Origin of the sequence: Verrucomicrobium sp. BvORR034 (assembly GCF_000739635.1) — a bacterium.
Lineage (GTDB): Bacteria > Verrucomicrobiota > Verrucomicrobiia > Verrucomicrobiales > Verrucomicrobiaceae > Verrucomicrobium.
This window is the reverse complement of record NZ_BATQ01000147.1, coordinates 55,640-74,866: the sequence shown is the minus strand read 5'-3', so window position 1 is coordinate 74,866 and position 19,227 is coordinate 55,640. Positions and strand designations below refer to the sequence as shown.

General features: G+C 60.8%; 13 protein-coding genes. 8 read left to right on the top strand and 5 right to left on the bottom strand.

Going from position 1 to position 19,227, the window contains the following annotated elements:
• Positions 1 to 29 precede the first annotated feature (29 nt).
• The 8 genes from BV034_RS26125 to BV034_RS26090 all read left to right on the top strand — a co-directional run bounded on the left by BV034_RS26125 (position 30) and on the right by BV034_RS26090 (position 12,394).
• Entirely contained in the window at positions 30 to 1,403 is a 1,374-nt protein-coding gene (locus BV034_RS26125) for a DUF2868 domain-containing protein (RefSeq protein WP_265593484.1), read from the top strand.
• Positions 1,403 to 2,899 carry a DUF3482 domain-containing protein gene (locus BV034_RS26120; RefSeq protein WP_050029896.1) on the top strand — a complete coding sequence of 499 codons (1,497 nt, stop codon included), beginning with the start codon at positions 1,403 to 1,405 and terminating at the stop codon, positions 2,897 to 2,899. Before BV034_RS26125 ends, BV034_RS26120 begins: the two co-directional genes overlap by 1 nt.
• 786 nt (positions 2,900 to 3,685) lie before the next feature.
• Positions 3,686 to 5,971: a PQQ-binding-like beta-propeller repeat protein gene (locus BV034_RS26115; protein ID WP_265593483.1), complete on the top strand. Its 2,286-nt coding sequence runs from the start codon at positions 3,686 to 3,688 to the stop codon at positions 5,969 to 5,971.
• Positions 5,972 to 6,018: 47 nt separating this feature from the next.
• Complete coding sequence (locus tag BV034_RS26110; protein ID WP_050029894.1) at positions 6,019 to 7,647, top strand: PQQ-binding-like beta-propeller repeat protein; 1,629 nt, start codon at positions 6,019 to 6,021, stop codon at positions 7,645 to 7,647.
• 103 nt (positions 7,648 to 7,750) lie between these two features.
• Positions 7,751 to 8,800: a hypothetical protein gene (locus BV034_RS26105; RefSeq protein ID WP_050029893.1), complete on the top strand. Its 1,050-nt coding sequence runs from the start codon at positions 7,751 to 7,753 to the stop codon at positions 8,798 to 8,800.
• Positions 8,801 to 8,808: 8 nt separating this feature from the next.
• Positions 8,809 to 10,239: an aldehyde dehydrogenase family protein gene (locus tag BV034_RS26100; protein WP_050029892.1), complete on the top strand. Its 1,431-nt coding sequence runs from the start codon at positions 8,809 to 8,811 to the stop codon at positions 10,237 to 10,239.
• 119 nt (positions 10,240 to 10,358) lie between these two features.
• Positions 10,359 to 11,477, top strand: a complete 1,119-nt coding sequence (locus tag BV034_RS26095) for an iron-containing alcohol dehydrogenase (protein WP_050029891.1) — start codon at positions 10,359 to 10,361, stop codon at positions 11,475 to 11,477.
• Between the two features lie 29 nt (positions 11,478 to 11,506).
• Entirely contained in the window at positions 11,507 to 12,394 is an 888-nt protein-coding gene (locus BV034_RS26090) for an alpha/beta hydrolase (protein WP_050029890.1), read from the top strand.
• A 435-nt stretch (positions 12,395 to 12,829) separates the two neighbouring features.
• On the opposite strand, the gene BV034_RS26085 is transcribed toward BV034_RS26090, so the two are convergent.
• The 5 genes from BV034_RS26085 to pstC all read right to left on the bottom strand — a co-directional run bounded on the left by BV034_RS26085 (position 12,830) and on the right by pstC (position 19,103).
• A complete protein-coding gene (locus BV034_RS26085; protein WP_050029889.1) occupies positions 12,830 to 14,056 on the bottom strand; it encodes a DUF418 domain-containing protein in 1,227 nt (408 codons plus the stop codon).
• Positions 14,057 to 14,245: 189 nt separating this feature from the next.
• Positions 14,246 to 15,049 (bottom strand): phosphate ABC transporter ATP-binding protein PstB, encoded by an 804-nt coding sequence (gene pstB, locus BV034_RS26080; RefSeq protein ID WP_009959896.1) that lies wholly within the window; start codon positions 15,047 to 15,049, stop codon positions 14,246 to 14,248.
• Positions 15,050 to 15,133: 84 nt separating this feature from the next.
• Positions 15,134 to 15,883: a phosphate ABC transporter ATP-binding protein PstB gene (pstB, locus tag BV034_RS26075; RefSeq protein WP_265593482.1), complete on the bottom strand. Its 750-nt coding sequence runs from the start codon at positions 15,881 to 15,883 to the stop codon at positions 15,134 to 15,136.
• Between the two features lie 92 nt (positions 15,884 to 15,975).
• Positions 15,976 to 17,112: a PstA family ABC transporter permease gene (locus BV034_RS26070; protein ID WP_050029887.1), complete on the bottom strand. Its 1,137-nt coding sequence runs from the start codon at positions 17,110 to 17,112 to the stop codon at positions 15,976 to 15,978.
• 59 nt (positions 17,113 to 17,171) lie between these two features.
• The gene (pstC, locus tag BV034_RS36460; protein WP_050029886.1) at positions 17,172 to 19,103 is read right to left on the bottom strand and encodes a phosphate ABC transporter permease subunit PstC; all 1,932 of its coding nucleotides are present in this window, start codon (positions 19,101 to 19,103) and stop codon (positions 17,172 to 17,174) included.
• Between the last annotated feature and the right edge of the window lie 124 nt (positions 19,104 to 19,227).

Here is a 19,227-nt window from a genome sequence, read left to right as displayed (position 1 = left end):
TGCTGCAAGAGGGTGATTGCCAAAAAAACATGACCTGGAAAGAGTTTGTTCAAGTTGCCCGAGTGCGGGCCGTCGAAGAGGCGGATCGCGACGGGCAGATCTGGAGTGATGATGCGCTGCGGGCGGTCACTCAGGAGGTGGTCCGAAAAGGGGACGTCGGCGTCGGCCAGCTCTTGGTGCGCCGTGCGAAGCTCCTGGCCGGGCGGGCGCTTCAGCCTGGCTGGGGATCGCGATTGACTCCGCCCTCCCTGCCGCGCTGGCTCGTGACCACGGGCTGGATCATTGCTTTCCTCGTAGGGTGGTGGCTGGCGGCGCTGGGACAGGAGAGCGAGATCAACCTGCTCTCCCTCCCGCTGATCGGGATCATCGTGTGGAATCTCATTGTGGTGCTGCTCAGCCTGCTTCCGGTTTCGAAGAGCACGGCTCCGGCCTGGACCCAGAAGCTGGTCTCCAAGATTGACCGCCTCCCCGTGGAGGCGGATCCTGCCAGCACTCCGGCAGGCATAGGATTGCAGCGCTTTTTGGCGCTGACCTCTGCGCCGGCGTTGCGCCGATTTTACCTGCGGTTCCGAGCCTGGTTTCACATCGGGGCGGCGCTCCTGGCGTTGGGCAGCGTGTCCGGGATGTATGCCCGGGGCTGGTCCAAGGAGTACCGGGCCGTGTGGGAGAGTACTTTGCTGAACGAGCGGGGGGCGCAGGAGTTCTTTTCCCTCCTCTTCGCCCCGGCCTCGGCGGTGACCGGCAATCCGATTCCCCTGGACCAGCTGCCACAGATGCATCGTCGGGCGGGTGCCGCTGCCCCAGCTCCGGGGGAGGCCCTGCCATGGATTCATCTCTACGCCGCCACTCTGGGGCTGCTTGTGGTCGCCCCCCGAGCCCTTCTCGTGCTGCTGGAGAGATTCCGCACGACGCGCATTTCTGATGCGGAAATCAACTCCTCCGACTGGCAGGCCTATGCCCACCGCCTGCGTTCCGTGGTGCCGGGGGCGGGTGCAGGTGCGATAGTGCTGACTCATGGGTTGGCCCACGACGCAAGTGCGCGCAATCGCTGGCGGCAACTTGCTCATCAGCAGTGGCGGGACGTGGGAGATATTGACTACCACAGCGTGCCAGTGGGGGCTGAGGCGGATTTTGTTGCCACCCTTCCTCCCACCGGGGCACGATGCCTGCTTGTGTTCAACATGGCCTCCGTTCCGGAGGAAGAAGTGCAGCGTTGGCTGGTAGAGGCGCTCCTGAATCGCATGAAGAACGACAAATCATCTCCGGTGTTTCTCTCTGTCGCCCTGGACGATGCTGATCTGAGGAAGCGCTGGTCCGGATTCGCCGACGGAGAAAAGCGTCTCGCGGACAAGGCCCAGTCCTGGCGGGCCGTGATGCAGGGCCTTAATGTGAACTGGGTTTGATGAATCCCCTTGCAGCAGACAGAATCCCGACTTTGGACAAAGCCACACGCGCCGTGCCGAAAACGATCACCCTCAGCCTCATTTCTCATACCAACGCCGGCAAGACCACGCTGGCGCGCACCCTTCTGCGCCGGGATGTGGGGGAGGTTCGAGATGCCGCCCACGTCACCCTGTACAACACCTCCTACACTCTGATGGAGGCGGAGGACGCCATGCTGGTCCTCTGGGACACGCCTGGTTTCGGTGACTCCTCCCGGTTGCTGAAGCGGCTCCAGCGCATGGAGAGGCCTCTGGCGTGGTTCTTCACCCAGATGTGGGATCGCTTCACCGACATGCCACTCTGGTGCAGCCAGCAGGCTCTGCGCAACGTGCGGGAGGATGCCGATGTGGTGTTGTACCTCGTGAATGCCAGCGAGAGCCTCGCGGGTGGCACCTTCGTGGAGCCGGAGATGGAGATTCTAGGCTGGCTGGGCAAGCCCGTCCTGGTGCTGCTCAACCAGACCGGAGCCCCACGCCCTTCGGAGGAAGAAGCGGCAGAGGAGAAGGTGTGGAAGTCTCACTTGGAGAAGTTCCCGATTGTGAAGGCGGTGCTGAACATGGATGCCTTCTCCCGGTGCTGGGTGCAGGAGGGGGAACTCCTGGACACCCTGGCCGAAGTACTGCCTGAAGAACGCCAGGAGACCTTTGCAGAGATCGAGAAAGCCTGGTCCCGCCGCAATGAGGAGGTCTTTCGCCGCTCCATGCGGGCTCTGGCGCATCAGTTAACGGCCAATGCCCTGGACGGCGTCAGCGTCAAGCCAGAGAGCTTTTTGCAGAAACTGGGCTTCCAGCGTGGGCAGATCGAGTCGGAATGGAGCGAAGCCCGCCAGAAGCTCAGCCAGTCCCTGGCCTCCCGGGCGGAGCAGACCATGAACGAACTCATCGCCCTCCACGACCTGGAAGGAGCCGACGAGGAAGGGGAAATGCTCAAGGCGGCCCGGCAGGACTTTTCGACCCCTCAGCATGTGGAGGCGGCAGTCTGGGGTGCCCTGAGCGGCATCGCCTCTGGGGCCCTTGCGGGGCTCGTGGTGGACCTCAAGGCTGGCGGACTCACCTTTGGCGGGGGTGCCTTGATCGGCGGTATCAGTGGAGGCCTGGGGGCCTATGCGTTGATCAAGAGCTACCACCTCGTCCGCGGAGATGACAACAAGCTGCATTGGTCCAAGGAACACTTCCGGGAGCAGGTGAAGCTCGCCCTGCTTAGCTACCTGGCGGTGGCCCATTTCGGCAGAGGGCGCGGGGCTTGGAAGCGTGATCCCCGGCCGGCGCACTGGCAGCAGGAGGTGTCCATCATCGTCGAGGCGCTCAAGGACAAGGTGGACTCCGTGTGGATGCGCTCATCCAAGCGGGACGTGGGCGTGGGCAGCCTGAATGAGGAGATGGAGACCTTGGTCGTCGAACTGGGGACCGTGATCCTGGCGCACCTCTACCCCAAGGCGGGGTTGCAATCACTGTAGGAGTTCTCCAAAGAGCGGCGGTTTGTGCTTGCACAACCGCCGTTGGTCGCCGGAAGGGAGAATCGACTTCAAATCAGCAAGCGGCAGTAAGGCCTCATCCAGTGCAGGGAGATTGACCGTCAACCGCGCTGTTCGACATCCGCGGTTGTGCAAGCACAAACCGCCGCTCCTTGGGCCAGGCAGTGCATGTGGGCGCCCCTGGACCAACGGTCCAGTGACGGGCTTCTGCTGCCCTCCCGGGCCCCGAAAAAAGAGAGGCTCTCCGGCCTTTCGACCGGAGAGCCAGCGATCCAGCAACCAATACGAGGATCGGAACGAAAGGAAACAGCAAACCAGGCTGCGCCCAATCGGCCTGCCAAACTTAGAGTCCGCAGAACAAGGGAATCTTAAAATCTTTTGAGGGGGCGTCAATCCTAACAGGTCACTTTTTCAAAAACAGGTTCGCTTTATCATTTATGCGAACCGAGAGTCGGTCGCGGGAGGGGTATATTTTATTATTTTTCCGATTGACATGGATATATGCCATTTGTGGCAAGTAAGGAAAACCTAATGATTCCGTCCAAAAAGTGTCCAAACTGGCCTGTGGAGACGGTGTGAACGCACTGATTTCCAAGGCTCAATTTGGTGCTCACTGCCAAGTCTCTGCCTGATAGATTTCAGCTCTGGAAGGCGTTCCATCGCCCCGCCCGTGCTGGCATCATCGTGCAGGAGACAGGCACTTCGTCCCGACTTGCAGTCTGCAGAAAGTCCCAGCCGATTCGCCCTCTGCCCATCCCACAACTTCCCATGCTTACTCTCACACGCCTTTACGGCCTGCTGGCCGTTGCAGCTCTGATACAAGGAGGCACCTCCCAGGCTGCCGAAACGAAGGAGGCCCACCAGTGGGCCATTTGGCGGGGTCCGCTGCAAACTGGTGTTTCTCTGGAACACTACAAGCAGGGCAAACTGAACCCGACACCGCTCTGGGTGCATGACTCAAACGGGCGCGGCGCACCCGTGGTGGCCGACGGGAAGGTTTTCTCCTGGGGCTACAAGGGCAAGGACAAGGAACTGGTGGAGACCCTCACCTGCATGGATGCGAAGACGGGCAAAGCTCTCTGGGAGCACGAGTTCAAGGATTTCCTGAGTGACACGGTGTACGACCGTTATTCCATCGGGGCACCGGCGGTGGATCCTGTGACGAAACGCGTTTATCTCATCACGCACTACGGCATTTTCGCCTGCTTCGACTTCGAGGGAAAAGAGCAGTGGCGCATTTCCACCATGGAGGACTACGGCCGCATGAGCTTCCCGAACTCCCGCGTGGGTACGCCGGTGATCGAAGGCGATCTTGTCATCATTCACGGCATCACCTCCAACTGGGGCGCTGATGGTCCTGCAGCAGACCGCTTCTACGCCTATGACAAGATTACCGGGGAATTGGTCTGGTGGTCCATGCCCGGCGTAAGCCCGCCGGTGGACAGCTCTTTCTCCACCCCGGTGTTTGAAACTCGCGACGGCAAGCGCGTCTTCTACAGCGGCACGGGCTGCGGCAACATCGTCTGCGTGAATGCCCGCAACGGCAAACCTCTCTGGCGCTGGCAAGCGTGCAAAAACGGGGTGAACGCCTCGGTGCTGCTCTACAAGGGCAACCTCATCTCTGTACACGGGGATGAAAACGTGGACTCCACGGACAAGGGGCGCCTCGCCTCCATCAAGCTTCCTGATACCCTGGCTCCTGCGGCCCCGGGAGCGGAAACCACCGTGCTGGAAACGGCCAAGGTCGAGAACTGGCGCAACCACATCGGCAGCAGCAACGGCTCGCCCATCATTGTTGGCAACCAGGTGTACCAGCTGGATGACACCGGCGTGCTCAATGCCGTGAACGCTGACACTGGCGAGATCGAGTGGACCAAGAAGATGTCCACCGCCAACGTACACGCCTCACTCTCCTATGCCAATGGCTGGATCTTCGCGGCTCTGCTTGACGGTCGTCTCGTGGTGCTCAAGCCCGGCGACAAAGATGCCGAGATCGTTTCGGAAGTGAAGCTGGAAGGCCAGTGCCTCGGTACGCCAGTGGTGTTCGACGGTCAGGTTTATGTGCACACCACGGCCAAGTTCTACTGCTTCCAGATTGAGAACAAAGGCATCACCTGGGACACGACCCCGGTGGCTGAGGTGCCCAAGGTCGGCCCTGCCAAAGCGCTACAGATCATTCCTGCCGAAGTGGTGCTCACGCCCGGGCACAAGCAGAGCTTCCGCGTGCGCAGCACGGATGCCAACGGCTTCGTGGTGGGTGAGGTGAAGAACGCCAAGTGGGAGAGCTTCATTCCCCCGACCGCGAAGGTAAAGAGCTCGATGAATGCCAGCTTCAATGAAGCGGGTGAACTGGTGGCGGCTCCAGAAGCCAAGCTCTCGGCTGGTGCCTTCAAGGCCACGGGTGACGGCGGCATCTTCGGCACCATTCGCGGCCGCGTGCTGCAGGGCCTGCCCATCAACATGACTTTCAACGAAGTAGAGTTGAATGAAGAGCAGCCCACCGAGCATGTTAAGTTCTCGTACCCGCCGCTCCCCTGGATCGGTGCCCGCTTCAAGTTCGATGTGCGCGAGCTGAACGGTGAGAAGGTTTTTGCGAAGACCTTCGACCGCATTCTCTTCCAGCGCGCCACGACCTTCATCGCGCCCAGCAACCTGTCCAACTACACGTTGCAGGCGGATGTGCTCACGGATGGCAGTGCCCGCGTTAAGTCGGACATCGGTCTCATCAACCAGCGCTACTCCATTGTGCTGCGCGGCAACGCTGGCCAGCTGGAGGTGAGCTCCAACCTGGAGCGGCTGAAGGAAGTGGTGCCATACAAGATCATCGCCAACAAGTGGTACACTCTCAAGACCCGAGTGGATTCGAACCCAGACGGCGGCGGCGTGGTCAAAGCCAAGGCTTGGGAAAAAGGCCAGCCTGAGCCCGAAGCCTGGACGATCGAAGTGCCCGTCTCCATGGTGCACAAGGAAGGTTCCCCCGGGATCTTCAGCTTCACCCCGCTCAACCAGAAACGTGCCTATCTGGACAACATCTCCGTCACCTCCAACAAATAACGCCCGGGCTGTACGCCGGACGTTGATCCAACCTGATTTAGCCTACTATGAAGAAGCAAACTCTGACCCTCCTTACCGCTGCCTTCGCAGTGGCGGGGCTGCACGCTGCTGACTGGCCCCAATGGGGCGGTGTGAACTCTCGCAACATGGTGTCCCCTGAAACCGGTCTTCCGGTGGAGATGGCACCCGGGAAGAAGTTGGGCCCGAAGGCGGCACCCAAGATCGCCGGTCGTCTCCGTCCTGATGCGCAGGAGGCCAATACGGCCCCCGGCGCGGAGGACATTGATATCAGCACCACCAAGAACTGTCTCTGGGTGGCCAAGCTCGGCTCGCAGACCTACGGCACGCCGGTGGTGGCAGATGGCAAGGTGTTCGTCGGCACGAACAACGAGAGCCCGCGTAATCCTGCCCACATCGGGGACAGGGGCATTGTCATGGCCTTCGAAGAGAAGACCGGCAAGTTCCTCTACCAGATGGTCAGCCCGAAGATGGGCACCGGCAAGGTGAATGACTGGGAGTACCTCGGCGTATGCGCCTCCCCGACCATCGTTGGCAAGAAGGGCTATGTCCCCGGCAACCGCTGCCAGATCATCTGCTTCGATGTGGACGGCATGGCCAATGGCAACCAGGGCATGCAGGACGAAGCCGCTTTCATGGCGTCCCCTGGCCCTGATGGCAAGCCCGTAGAAGTGCCCCCAGGGGCCAAGGACATGGACATCCTCTGGGTGTATGACATGTACAAGGAACTGGGCGTGTTCCAGCACAACGCGACCTCCGGTTATCCGCTTGTGGTGGGTGACAAGGTGTTCGTCGCCACCTGCAACGGGGTGGACTGGACCCACACGAACATCCCTGCGCCGAATGCACCGAGCTTCATCATGCTGGACGCCAACACGGGCGAACTGCTCGGGGAACAGAGCGCTGAGACGAGCGCCCGTGTGCTTCACGCTTCCTGGTCCTCCGCCATCGAAGCCAACGTCAAAGGCCAGCAGCAGATCGTCTTCGCCGCTGGCGACGGCTGGATCTACGGTCTGGCTCCTGAGACCAAGGCCAACGAAGAAGGGCTGAACCTGCTCAAGGAATACTGGCGCTACGATGCCAACCCGCCGGAGTACCGGAAGGACGAGAGCGGCAAGCCCCGCAAGTACGCGGAGTTTGACGGCCCCAGCGAGATCATCTCCACCCCGGTGTACTACGACGGTCTGGTCTATGTGCCGATCGGCCAGGACCCCGAGCACGGCGAAGGCCTGGGCATGTTCAGCTGCATTGACCCCACCCAGACCGGTGACATCTCCGGCAAGGCGTTGTGGACCTTCAAGGGCATCGAGCGCTCCATCAGCACTCCGGCCATCAAGGACGGCCTTATCTATGTGGGCGACTACACAGGCCGCCTCTTCTGCCTCGATGCGAAGACGGGCAAGGAGTACTGGAAGTTCGACACCAAGGGCCACATTTGGGGCAGCCCGCTCGTGGCAGATGGCAAGGTGTACATCGGCAACGAAGAAGGTGAACTCTTCATCCTTGCCGAGGGCAAGGAGATGAAAGAACTCGGCTCCGTCGAGTTCCCATCCCCGGTGATGGGTACGCCAGTGGCCGCCAATGGCGTCCTCTACGTGACCACTCACACGCACCTCTACGCCTTCAAGCAGGGCGCACAGGGCGTGGCCAAGAACTAATCTGCACCTGTCAGGCTTTCACGCGGACAGGCTGGCATCCCCCGGCCTGTCCGTTTTTTGGTTTACGTGCCCTGACCGATCCACCATTCTCAGACAGACGACCATGACCGCTCAAGAACGACTCGACTCCCACCTCCGCGAAATCATCCAGTGGCACTTCTCCCCGGAAACCGGCTGCCCGTTTTGGCTGGAGTGGGCCTCCAAGAACTTCGATCCCCGCCAGGAGATCCAGACCATCGGGGACATGAAGAAGTTTCCGCACTTCCAGGATGAATGGCTCCGTGACCTGCAGCCGGAAGTCTGGGTGCCCGCCGCCTACAAGGGCCGCCCCTTCAACATCTTTGAGACTGGTGGCACCACCGGCATGCCCAAGCAGCGCATCGGCTGGGAGGATTTCAGGACGGACTACAGTGAGTTCTCGGAGAAGATCAGCGACGAGCATTTCCCCCGCGGCGGTGCCTGGCTCATGATGGGCCCCACGGGTCCCCGTCGTCTGCGCCTGGCGATTGAGCACCTCGCCAACGTGCGCGGTTCCTCCTGCTATTTCATCGATCTTGACCCGCGCTTCGTGAAGAAGCTCATCTCGAACAAGCAGTTCGATGTGGCCCGCCAGTACATGGACCACGTGGTGGACCAGGCGGCGACGATCCTCAAGCACCGCAAGGTGAGCGGGCTCTTCACCACGCCGAAGCTGCTCGAAGCACTGGCGGAGAAGGTGGACATCTTTGCCGCCGGCATCCGGGGCGTCTTCTGCGGCGGCACCACCATGCTGCCCCAGTACGTGCGTTTCATCGTGGAAGAGGTGCTGGAAAACCGCGTCGGTTTCTACCCCACCTACGGGAACACGCTCATGGGTCTGGCCGCCAGCGTCCCGCTGCTGCCGGAAGACAAGTTCTCCATCACCTACTATGCACCCCAGCCACGTGCGGTGCTGCGTGTGGTGAACTCCACCAACACGGATGAAACCGTGGACTATGACACCTGGGGCCGTGTGGAGTTGACCACCCTGACCAAGGAATTCTTCATGCCGCGCTTCCTGGAGCGTGATGAGGCCCTCCGCCGCAAGCCGCGCGCCCCGTATGAATGGGATGGTGTGGCTGAAGTGCGCCCGTTCGGGGCCATGGAAAACAAGATCGTGGAAGGCGTGTATTAATTATCCAGATGAGCATTCCCCATCTTCCCGCCCTGCGCAAAGGCGCGCCCTACGAGAGCCTGGAAAAAGTGGAGGTCAAAGACCACCGCACCGGTGAAGTCCTGGCCACGGTGAGCCAGGTCAACGCCGGCATTCTTCGTCGTGACCTCAACCGCATCGGTGAGGCCCGCGAATCGTTGCGCAAATTCACTGTGGATGAGCTGATCGCCATCTGCGCCAAAGCTGCTGATTATTTCCTCAACGGCGAGCTGCCGCTGGGCGACCAGGGGCACACCCAGACGCCGCAGCAGTACATGGAGACGCTCAGCCGCACCAGCGGTCTGCCCCATGTGATGGTGAAACGGAACATGGCCAAGGTGGCCGATTCCCTCACCAATATGCGGACCGTGCTCAATGGTCTGACCCGCGGTCTCGACACCAAGGTGATCGACGTGGGCTACGGTGAGCAGGCGGGCTGTCCCGTGAGCTACTACCCGACCACGAACGCCCTGGGTCTGGTCATGCCCAGCAACTCCCCGGCGGTGAACTCCCTGTGGCTGCCCGCCATCGCGTTGAAGACCCCGGTCATCATCAAGCCGGGACGTGAGGAGCCCTGGACCCCGTACCGCCTCATTCAGTCCTTCATCGCCGCCGGTGCTCCTGCCCTGGCCTTTGGCTTCTATCCCACGGACCACGAAGGTTCGGGCGAGGTGATGAAGCTTTGCGGACGCGCGCTCATCTTTGGTGACGCCAATACGGTGGCGCAGTACAAGGACAATCCCAAGTTCGAGTGCCACGGCCCGGGCTTCAGCAAGATCCTCATCGGTGAAGATGAGATCGAGCGCTGGCCGGAGTTCCTGGACGTCATTGCCGGCTCCATCTCCGAGAATGGTGGGCGCTCCTGCATCAACGCCTCCGCGGTGGTGGTGCCCAAGTACGCGGCTGAAATCGCAGATGCCCTGGCCCAGAAACTGGGGCCGCTGGCTCCGTTGGCGTCGGACGATCCCAATGCCAGGCTCTCTGGCTTTGCCAACCCCAAGATGGCGGAGTTCATTGACGGTGCCATTGAGCAGGGGCTCAAGGAGCCCGGCGCAGAGGACGTCACGGCGAAGTATCGCAATGGCCCGCGCAAAGCAGAGCTCAATGGCGGGGTGTACATGCGCCCCACCATCGTGCACTGCAATTCCTTCCAGCACCCCTTGAGCAACCGGGAGTACATGTGTCCCTTTGCCAGCGTCGTGCAGGTGCCCCAGGCGGACATGCTCGCCCAGATCGGGCCCTCGCTGGTGGTCACCGCCATCACGAAGGATCCGCAGTTCAAGGAACAACTTCTTGATTCGCCGCTGATCGAACGCCTCAACATCGGTCCTATTTCCACGATGAGAATTTCATGGAACCAGCCGCATGAGGGGAACATGTTCGAGTTCCTCTACAAGCGCCGTTCCATTGAGGTGGCCTGAACCGGGCCGCGATTGAGAGAATTGACCCAATAGAGCCGTCCGCCCTCCTGCACGAGGGTGGACGCAGGCTTCGGCCTGCCTGCGTGACATTGCAATCCCAAGCATAAAACCAACCCACCGTGACCGATTTGAACGCGTTTGACCATCATCCCCGCACCCGTCTGGTGTTTGGTGCGGGCACCCTGCAGAAGCTAGGCGCCCTGGCCTCAGATCTGGGGGGGAGCCGGGTGCTGGTGGTTTCGGATTCCGGCATTGTCAAAGCAGGCCACGCAGCGCGGGCCATCCAGTCGCTTCAGGCGGCCGGACTGGAAACGCAGCTCTTTGACCAGGTGCATGAAAACCCCTCGACGCGGGATGTGGATGAGTGTGTGGCTGCCGCGCGGGATTTCCGGGCGGACATCCTCGTGGGCCTGGGTGGGGGCAGCAGCATGGACACTGCCAAGGGCTGCAACTTCATCTTCACCAACGGAGGGCGCATGCAGGACTATTGGGGCGTGGGCAAGGCCACCCAGTCGATGCTGCCTTTGATCGCGATTCCCACCACCTCCGGCACCGGCAGTGAGTGCCAGAGCTTCGCGTTGATTTCGGACGAGGAAACGCACGTCAAGATGGCCTGTGGCGATCCCAAGGCCGCTGCTGCGGTAGCCATCCTGGATCCGGAGCTCACGATTTCGCAACCACACAAGGTCACGGCCGTCACAGGCATCGATGCGATCGCGCATGCCTTGGAAACGGCGGTGACCACCAAGCGCAACCCGGTCTCTGCGCTGTATTCCCTCGAATCCTTCCGCTATCTGCGGGCGGGATTTGACCGCGTGCTGGAGTCTCCCACCGACCAGGAGGCGCGTTCATTCATGTTGCTGGGAGCAGCCTTTGCCGGCACAGCGATTGAGAATTCCATGCTCGGCGCGGCGCATTCCTGTGCCAATCCCCTGACCGCCAAGTTCGGCACCGTGCACGGTCAGGCCGTGGGGTTGATGCTTCCGCACGTCATCCGTTTCAATTCTGAGCGTTCGGAGATCGCGAGCATCTATGCCGCCTACGGAGAGCATTTGCCAGAGCAGGTGCAGCACTGGCTCCGCGCCGCCGGCCTCAGTGTCCGGCTTTCTGAACTGGGTGTGACCGAGGCGGATGTTCCAGGCCTGGCAGCAGGTGCCGCCAAGCAATGGACTGCGAATTTCAATCCCCGACCGGTTTCCGAGGCGGACTTTGCCGCGATCTACCGGGCGGCGCTGTAGTCAGTTCATCATCTAGTTGTTTCCTTGCCATGAAACTTGCCCTTGTTGCCTTTCTTGCTCTGGCCGCAGCCTCGGCTGCCTATTCGCAAACCGACACGAAACCCAAGTGGAAGAAGGTGTCGCCTGCTTTGCCTGAGACCCTGGCGCTGCACGAGAAGGTGGAGTGTTCCAAGCCAGGTGGATACCCGGTGCTGCTGGACATCTATGTGCCCAAGGCTGAGGGCAAATATCCCGCGGTGCTACTGATTCACGGCGGCGGCTGGCAGAAGCGTCAGGTGGAGGCAGACAAGCCTCTGGCCGAGCGTTTGGCGGCGCGTGGTTATGTGGTGGCCCAGGTCGCATACCGCTTGTCCACGGACGCGCCCTATCCGGCCGCGCTGCACGACTGCAAGGCGGCTCTGCGATTTCTGCGGGCCCATGCGGGAGAGTACAAGATTGATCCCGCGCGGATCGGCTGCGCAGGTGGCTCCGCGGGCGGGCATTTGAGTGGTCTGACGGGCATGACCGGCGAGGTGAATGCGCTGGAAGGCACGGGTGGAAATCCGGAGCAGTCCACCGCCATCAAGGCCTGCGTGGTCATGGCGGCCACGATGGATCTGGTTGAAGCGAACAAGGAAAAGAATGCGGAGAGTGCCGTTCTTTTCTTTGGGAAATTTGCCGAAAAGAAGGCCACTTATGTGGAGGCGTCGCCAATCACCCATGCGGGCAAAGGCAGCCCCCCGACCCTGTACATTGAGGGGGAGAAGGACACGCTGAAGGTGGGGCGTGCCGAAATGCAGGAGAAGCTGCGTACGGCCGGCGTACCCACCGAGTTGGTGACCTTGAAAGAGGCACCCCATCCGTTCTGGATGAGCCAGCCGTGGTTGGATGAGACGGCGAAGGCGATGGGGGACTGGTTTGACAAGTATTTGAAGTAGGATTTTGGATTTTGGATTTTGGATTTTGGATTTTGGATTTTGGATTTTGGATTTTGGATTTTGGATTTTGGATTTTGGATTTTGGATTTTGGATTTTGGATTTGCGTGGCGCGTTATCTCATGAACCCTCCGGGTTCGGGGCGGTAGGTCTTTTTGGGGTGCGACGAGACGCCAGGAGCGTAACCCTGGCATCGCAATCCACTGTGGTGGCTCTTGGTGCCCTGCGCACGTTATCTCATGAACTCGAAAGGTGCGGGGGGAGCTGGAGATGAGAAACATTTGTGCGATTGGCCAACAGGCATTCAGCAGGATCGCTCGGAAAGGTAGAAGAGCCGTCCCGGCTCTTGATGACGCAATGGTCTTACAAGAACAAGAACCGAGACGGTTCTCCTACAGTGGGCATCCAGCGGGTGAATGGCGTGCGCGTCAGCACCGCTATCCCTTTGGCACTTTCCACTCAAGATACGTGATCGCGCGCAACACCATCTCCATCGGCCCCTGGTCGAACCGATTACGCCAGGCGATGCTCAGGGCGAGTTGGGCGAGATAGATGGACACGGCCAGAGCGGCGGCCTGGAGAGGGGAAACCTTTCCCATCAGCCCCAGTCCATACCCTGTGAAAAGCCACGCACACACGGCTGACTGAAGGAGGTAGTTGGACAATGCCATGCTGCCTGCCGGAGCCAGGCAATCCATGATGCGACGGCCCCAGCGGGAACCCATTGCGGACGTAGAGGCGAAGATGAAGGTGCCAGTGAGGAATGGGGCGGTGAGCAGCCCAAAGGCGAGCCCCAAGATCTCCCCCCCAGTGCCACCCGCGAAGACGGTCGAGGTTGCGTACAAGGCGGCGCAAGGGAGGGCGATGACAATGCCCTGCCGGACAATTTTCCACCAGAACAGCTCGCTGGCGGCCCGGCGGCGCAGCAGGTGATGGCGGCCGGCCACCATGCCGAGGAGGAACATCGCCAGGGAGGTTGGCCCCTGAATCAAGAAGAGGCCCAACCCGCTGGTGGTCCACTCATGCAGACGGCGAACCAGAACGCTTGTCACAGGGCCCTGCCAGGCAGCGAGGGCTTCTTGCACCTCTGCATACACGGCGGTGGCATCGGTGACCTCTCCCACAGCCAGGAGGATCATGCCCACGGCCGCCCAGAGAAAGGCGGTGATGGCCACCAGCCAACCAGCGGTCTGGAGGGCGGTTCGGTCTGCAACGTTTCTCATGCAGATCAAGACCAGGCCGCAGAGGGAGTAGAGCGTCAGGATGTCACCCTGAAACAACAGGGCACCATGAAGGATGCCAATGATCAAAAGACCGGCCATGCGTCTGAGGAGCGCTTGCACAACCGCTCTGTCGCTGCGCTCAAGCGAGTCGGTCTGGAGCGTGAAACTGTAGCCGAACAGGAAGGCAAACCAAAGGTAGAACTTGGTCTCGAACAACAGGGCGATGATCCACCGTGCCCCCTGGCTCCACACATCGGCGAACTGGGGATCGATCACGCCGCTTCCATAGTAGGGCGAGGCAAAGGCCATGATGTTCACCACCAGGATGCCCGCCAGCGCCAGACCTCGCAGGGCATCCAGCTCCTCAATGCGTGTCGAGACCTTCCGGGCGGGCAGGACCTTGGCGGGTGAGGGGGCTTGCCGGAGCTGACAAGAAGACATTCGGCAATGTCCCGGACCTTGGCTCTTCCCGCCCAGGAATTGTGTTCATCGGCTGCGGCGGGCGATGTGATGCGACTTTGCCGTGGGCTGCGGTCAGTTTGCGTGGAGGCCGATGATGCGCAGGCATGAAAAAAGGGAGCGGTGTGCTCCCTTTTCCCAAGACATCGTAGAATCTCTCTGTGCGGGAGATCAACCCATGCGGCCGCTCAGGTAGCGCTCGGTCTGTTCGTTCTCCGGGGTGGAGAAGAGGGTCATGGTGTTGTTGAACTCGATCAACTTGCCCAGGTAGAAGAAGGCAGTCTTGTCAGAGACGCGGACGGCCTGCTCCATGTTGTGGGTCACGATGACGATGGTGTAGTCCTTCTTGAGCTGGTGGATGAGTTCCTCGATCTTCGCGGTGGCGATCGGGTCCAGCGCGGCGCAGGGCTCGTCCATGAGCACCACTTCCGGTCTCACGGAAAGGGTGCGGGCGATGCAGAGACGCTGCTGCTGACCACCGGAGAGGCCCAGGGCGCTTTCATGAAGGCGATCCTTCACTTCTTCCCAGAGGGTCGCGGAACGCAGGCTGCGTTCCACGGTCTCAGCGATGAGCTTCTTGTTCTTCATGCCTGCCACTTCGAGACCGTAGGCGACGTTCTCGAAGATGCTGCGGGGGAAGGGATTGTACTTCTGGAACACCATGCCGACCTTGCGGCGCAAGGCGATGACATCGAGGTCCGGGTGGTTGATGTCCACATTCCCCAGGGTGATGTTGCCCTTGGTGATGCGGGCACCTTCGATCATGTCGTTGATGCGGTTGATGCAGCGCAGCAGGGTGGACTTGCCGCAACCGGAGGGGCCGATGAAAGCCGTGACTTCGCGCTGGGCGATGCCCATGTTGACTCCGAAGAGTGTCTGGCGGGCACCATAAGCGAAATCCACTTCATTGATCTTCAGCAGCGGCTGCGTGGTCGCGGACGACGCAGCAGCAGTGCTGGCGGAGGAACTGGACACGGAAGGAGGGGCGACTGTTTGAGTCATGGGGCAGGGAGGGTTCGCACTCTTTTGCCGGAAATGGGAGGGAGGGCGGCGGAGTGATCAGCTGAACTGACCACGGACGTAGTCTTCCGTTTTCTTCTGCTGGGGATTGCCGAAGATCTGGTCAGTTTCAGCGAACTCGATGAGCTCTCCCAGATACATGAAGGCGGTGAGTTCCGCCACGCGGCGGGCCTGCTGCATGTTGTGGGTGACGATGACCACGGTGTAGTCCTTCTTCAGATCCACGATGAGTTCTTCCACCTTGAGGGTGGCGATGGGGTCAAGGGCGGAGCAGGGCTCATCCATGAGCAGCACGTCCGGCTTGACGGCCACGGCACGGGCGATGCAAAGGCGCTGCATCTGGCCACCGGAGAGGCCGAAGGCGTTGGCCTTCAGACGGTCCTTGCATTCCTCCCAGAGGGCCGCGGCCTTCAGGGCGTACTCACAGGCGTCATCCAGGTCGGACTTCTTCTTCACACCGTTGATGCGGAGGCCGTACACGACGTTCTCGTAGATGCTCTTGGGGAAGGGGTTGTACTTCTGGAACACCATGCCCACCTGACGGCGGAGCTGGGTCGTATCCACATCGGCATCATAGATGTTCTTGCCTTTAATGACCACCTGGCCGCCAGAGATGTGAGCTCCGGCGATGCGGTCGTTGATGCGGTTGAAGCAGCGCAGGAGGGTGGACTTGCCGCAACCTGAGGGACCGATGAATGCGGTGACCTGGCGGGAAGGGATCTCCATGTTGATGCCATGGAGGGCGCGCTTGGTTCCGTAGTTGAAGTCCATGTTCCGAACGGAAATCATGGTCTCCCCGGTAGGGGCGGCCTCGGGTGTCTCGACCGATTTCGTTTCGGTAGTTTTGAGAACTTCCACGGCTTTTTGGGGTGGTTCGGCGGTTACCATTTGTATTTGGCGCGGAGTTTACGACGGAGCAAGACCGAAGCGGTGGCAAGGGTCATGACGAGAACGAGGAAGACGAAAACGGAACCATACTGGGCACGCTCCGAGTATTCATTCTGCGGGATGCGGGCCGCCAGGGTGTAGATGTGATAGGGAAGGGCCTGTACGGATTCTGTGAAGACGCCGCCGAAGCCTGCTTCACCCTGCCAGGGCAGCTTGTCTTTGAACGCCAGGGCTGCGGTGAACATGATCGGGGCCGTCTCGCCAGCGGCGCGGGCGATGCCCAGAATGCTGGAGGTCAGGATGCCCGGCATGGCGAAGGGGAGAACGCTGCGCCAGATGGTCTGCCAGCGGGTGGCGCCCAGAGCAAGGGAAGTCTCGCGGAAGCCCATCGGCACCGCGCGGAGGCACTCCTCACTGGCGGTGATGATGACCGGAAGGATGACGAAGGCGAGGGTGAAGGCACCGCTCAGGACACTCGTGTCCCATCCCTGGAAGCTCATCTGGGTGAATCCCAGCGGAATCACCAGCAGGGCTCGATCCAGAGGGGTGTTGGTAAAGACGGGAGCAGCCAGAACGAAGACCCCGAGACCGAAGAGGCCGAAGACCACGGAAGGCACACCGGCGAGGTTCAGGATGGCCAGCCGTACCCACTCAATGAACTTGCCGGGCTTGGCGTATTCACTGAGGTAGATCGCAGACGAGATGCCCAAGAAGAGGGCAATCACAATGCAGACCAGCACCAGCAGGAAGGTGCCTACGATGGGACCGAGGATGCCGCCGCCGGAATAGGAGATGGTCTTTTCCTGGCGGAGGTTGTCACCGAGCTGATGCTTGATGGCATCCGCTCCTTTCGGGTCGGTCTTGTAGATGTGGCCCTGCTTGTCCTCCAGCACGTGGAGGGTTTCAGGCAGCTTCGTGAGGAACTCCACATTGATGAAAGGGGCCTTGGCCTGGAACAGGATGGGCGAACCTTTGACAATGATGTGGAGGAAGATCGCCGCGGTGGCGAACAGGATGAGGTACGTGGCGCCGCGCAAGACGGACCTGACGATGAACTCGTAGGTCTCGCGGTGCGACCTGCGCTTCGCAAAGGGGTTTTCCAGCAGGGCTGAAGTGGCGGGTGCGTGCATGGGAGCAGGAGAGGGTGGTCTCAATCTCTGGTTTTAGGAAAGAACCAATCGCTTCGGGGTCAGATCTTGGGAAGCTGGAAACGCTTCACGACTTTGCGGGAGACGAAGTTGATGAGGAGCGAGATGGTGAACAGGAGGATGCCCACCATGAAGAGCGCCTGCCAGTGGGAGCTGCCCTTGGACACCTCACCCAGTTCCTGGGCAATGATGCCCGTAAGGGTGTGGGCCGGCTGGAAGACCGTTCCGATGCCGTCGGAGAAGTCCGGGATGGCGATTCGGTTGCCTGCGACCAGGAGCACCACCATTGTTTCACCGATGATGCGGCCCAGACCGAGGAGCATCGCGGCGAACACCCCGGAGAGGGAGGCGGGGAAGATCACGCGAAAGACGGTCTGGAGCTTCGTGGCACCCAGAGCCTCGCTCGCCTCGCTGAAGGCGCGGGGCACGTTCTGGATGGCGTCCTCGGCGAGGCTGAACATCGTCGGGATGGCCATGAGGGCGAGCAGCAGGCCGGCGTTGAACATGTTCAGGCGTTCCTGGACGGGGAAGCCGGGGATCCATTGCAACCAGGCCACATTGCTGGTCTCCTTGATGAGGTCGCCCACCACTGAGATGCCGATGAAGCCGAGCACTACGGAGGGGATGGCCTGGATGAATTCAATGAAGGGCTTGATGAGCTCCTGCTCGCGCGGCGAGGCGAACTGGTTCGTGTAGATCGCGGCGCCGACGCTCAAGGGCAGGGCGATGACCAGGGCGATCACGGCGATCAGGAGGGAGCCGGTCAGCAGGGGCACCACACCGTAAAAGTCCTGCCAGGAGCTGTTGGTAATCCAGTCGCCGCCGAACAGGAAGGCGGTAAGGGCTTGAACCATCGGAATGGGCTTGTCCCACTGCCAGGCTTTCATCAGGGCCGGGGACTCCTCAGCATGAGTGAGGTGCTTGGGGAGCTGCTTGCGCACTTCGTTGATCAGTGCGGTGGACTCCTTGGTTTCACCCTTCTGGGGGACCTTTTCCATTGCGGCCTTGATGGCGGCAACATAGGTCGGGACCATGGCCTCATACTCGGGAAGCTTGGCCACGATGGGCTCGATCTTGCCTTTGTAGTCGATGGCCTCCAGCGAGGTCGCATCCGCTTCTTTCTGGAAGTTGGCTTTCGCTTCGGGGGTCTTGGCGGATTCAGCGGCGGCCAGCAATTGGGCCTTGGCATCCTCGGCCATGTGCTGTTGTACCGCGGCTTCCTTGGTGGACTTGGCCAGCTCGGCGATCCCGTCATGAAGCTCCACGATCGGTTCGGTGGCCTCTTCGAAGGCTTCGACGGCTTCGAGGAAACCCGCGTACTTTTCCTTGGCGATGCGGTCTTGTTCGGCGAACTCGGCGCTCAAGGTCTTGATGATCGCGGGAGGTTCGGCGGCATCAGGCTGCAGAGTGCCGAGATCGGACGCGATCTGGCGGCGTTCTTCCGCACTGTACACATCCGGGAAGGCCTCTTCTCCCACGGCCTTTGCGTTCGCCTCATTGAGCGCCTGGCGGGCCTGTGCGAGTTTTTCCGGAGGGGTATTGGCAGTTTCGACGGCCTCTGTCACGGCCTCACGCAGGCGGGCTGTTTTTTCCTCAACCCGTCCTTTGGCCAGGAACAGGGCATCACGGCGGACCTGGGCCTTCTGGGTGAGGGTGGCGGTGTCTGCGTTGACAGCGCGGTTCAGTTTGCTCAGGAGCGCGGTGTTTTCCGTGAGAGGCTTCTGGATGAAGTCGCAGAACTCAAGGCCGGCCTGGCGGTACACCTTCAGTTCAAACTGGTAGGTGGGAATGAACCCCGTGCCCTCTTTGAGCAGGGAGTACATGATCAGGAAGAGCGTCAGGATCGTGACGGCGGCGCTTCCTGTGAAAAAGTGTTTGATCAAGCTCTGGCGGTCCACCCGCAGCCCGAGGAAGCTGGGCGGCTTGATGAGACCTTGAAAGTCACTGCTGGGGCTGGGCTTTTCCTCGTTCATGCGATGTTACGGGCAAAACTTGATCGAAGCTGGGACTGAAAGAGAAAGGGGAGTCTGGCGAGACAAAAAGCCCGATGGGAGGCGGCAGATGCTGTCTCCCATCGGGCGAGAATCACGGGATGAG

Coding starts and splice junctions, on each gene's coding strand:
- BV034_RS26125 (WP_265593484.1), top strand. CDS start 30: ATGACCTGGAAAGAGTTTGTTCAAGTTGCCCGAGTGCGGGCCGTCGAA.
- BV034_RS26120 (WP_050029896.1), top strand. CDS start 1,403: ATGAATCCCCTTGCAGCAGACAGAATCCCGACTTTGGACAAAGCCACA.
- BV034_RS26115 (WP_265593483.1), top strand. CDS start 3,686: ATGCTTACTCTCACACGCCTTTACGGCCTGCTGGCCGTTGCAGCTCTG.
- BV034_RS26110 (WP_050029894.1), top strand. CDS start 6,019: ATGAAGAAGCAAACTCTGACCCTCCTTACCGCTGCCTTCGCAGTGGCG.
- BV034_RS26105 (WP_050029893.1), top strand. CDS start 7,751: ATGACCGCTCAAGAACGACTCGACTCCCACCTCCGCGAAATCATCCAG.
- BV034_RS26100 (WP_050029892.1), top strand. CDS start 8,809: ATGAGCATTCCCCATCTTCCCGCCCTGCGCAAAGGCGCGCCCTACGAG.
- BV034_RS26090 (WP_050029890.1), top strand. CDS start 11,507: ATGAAACTTGCCCTTGTTGCCTTTCTTGCTCTGGCCGCAGCCTCGGCT.
- BV034_RS26085 (WP_050029889.1), bottom strand. CDS start 14,056: ATGTCTTCTTGTCAGCTCCGGCAAGCCCCCTCACCCGCCAAGGTCCTG.
- pstB (WP_265593482.1), bottom strand. CDS start 15,883: ATGATTTCCGTTCGGAACATGGACTTCAACTACGGAACCAAGCGCGCC.
- BV034_RS26070 (WP_050029887.1), bottom strand. CDS start 17,112: ATGCACGCACCCGCCACTTCAGCCCTGCTGGAAAACCCCTTTGCGAAG.
- pstC (WP_050029886.1), bottom strand. CDS start 19,103: ATGAACGAGGAAAAGCCCAGCCCCAGCAGTGACTTTCAAGGTCTCATC.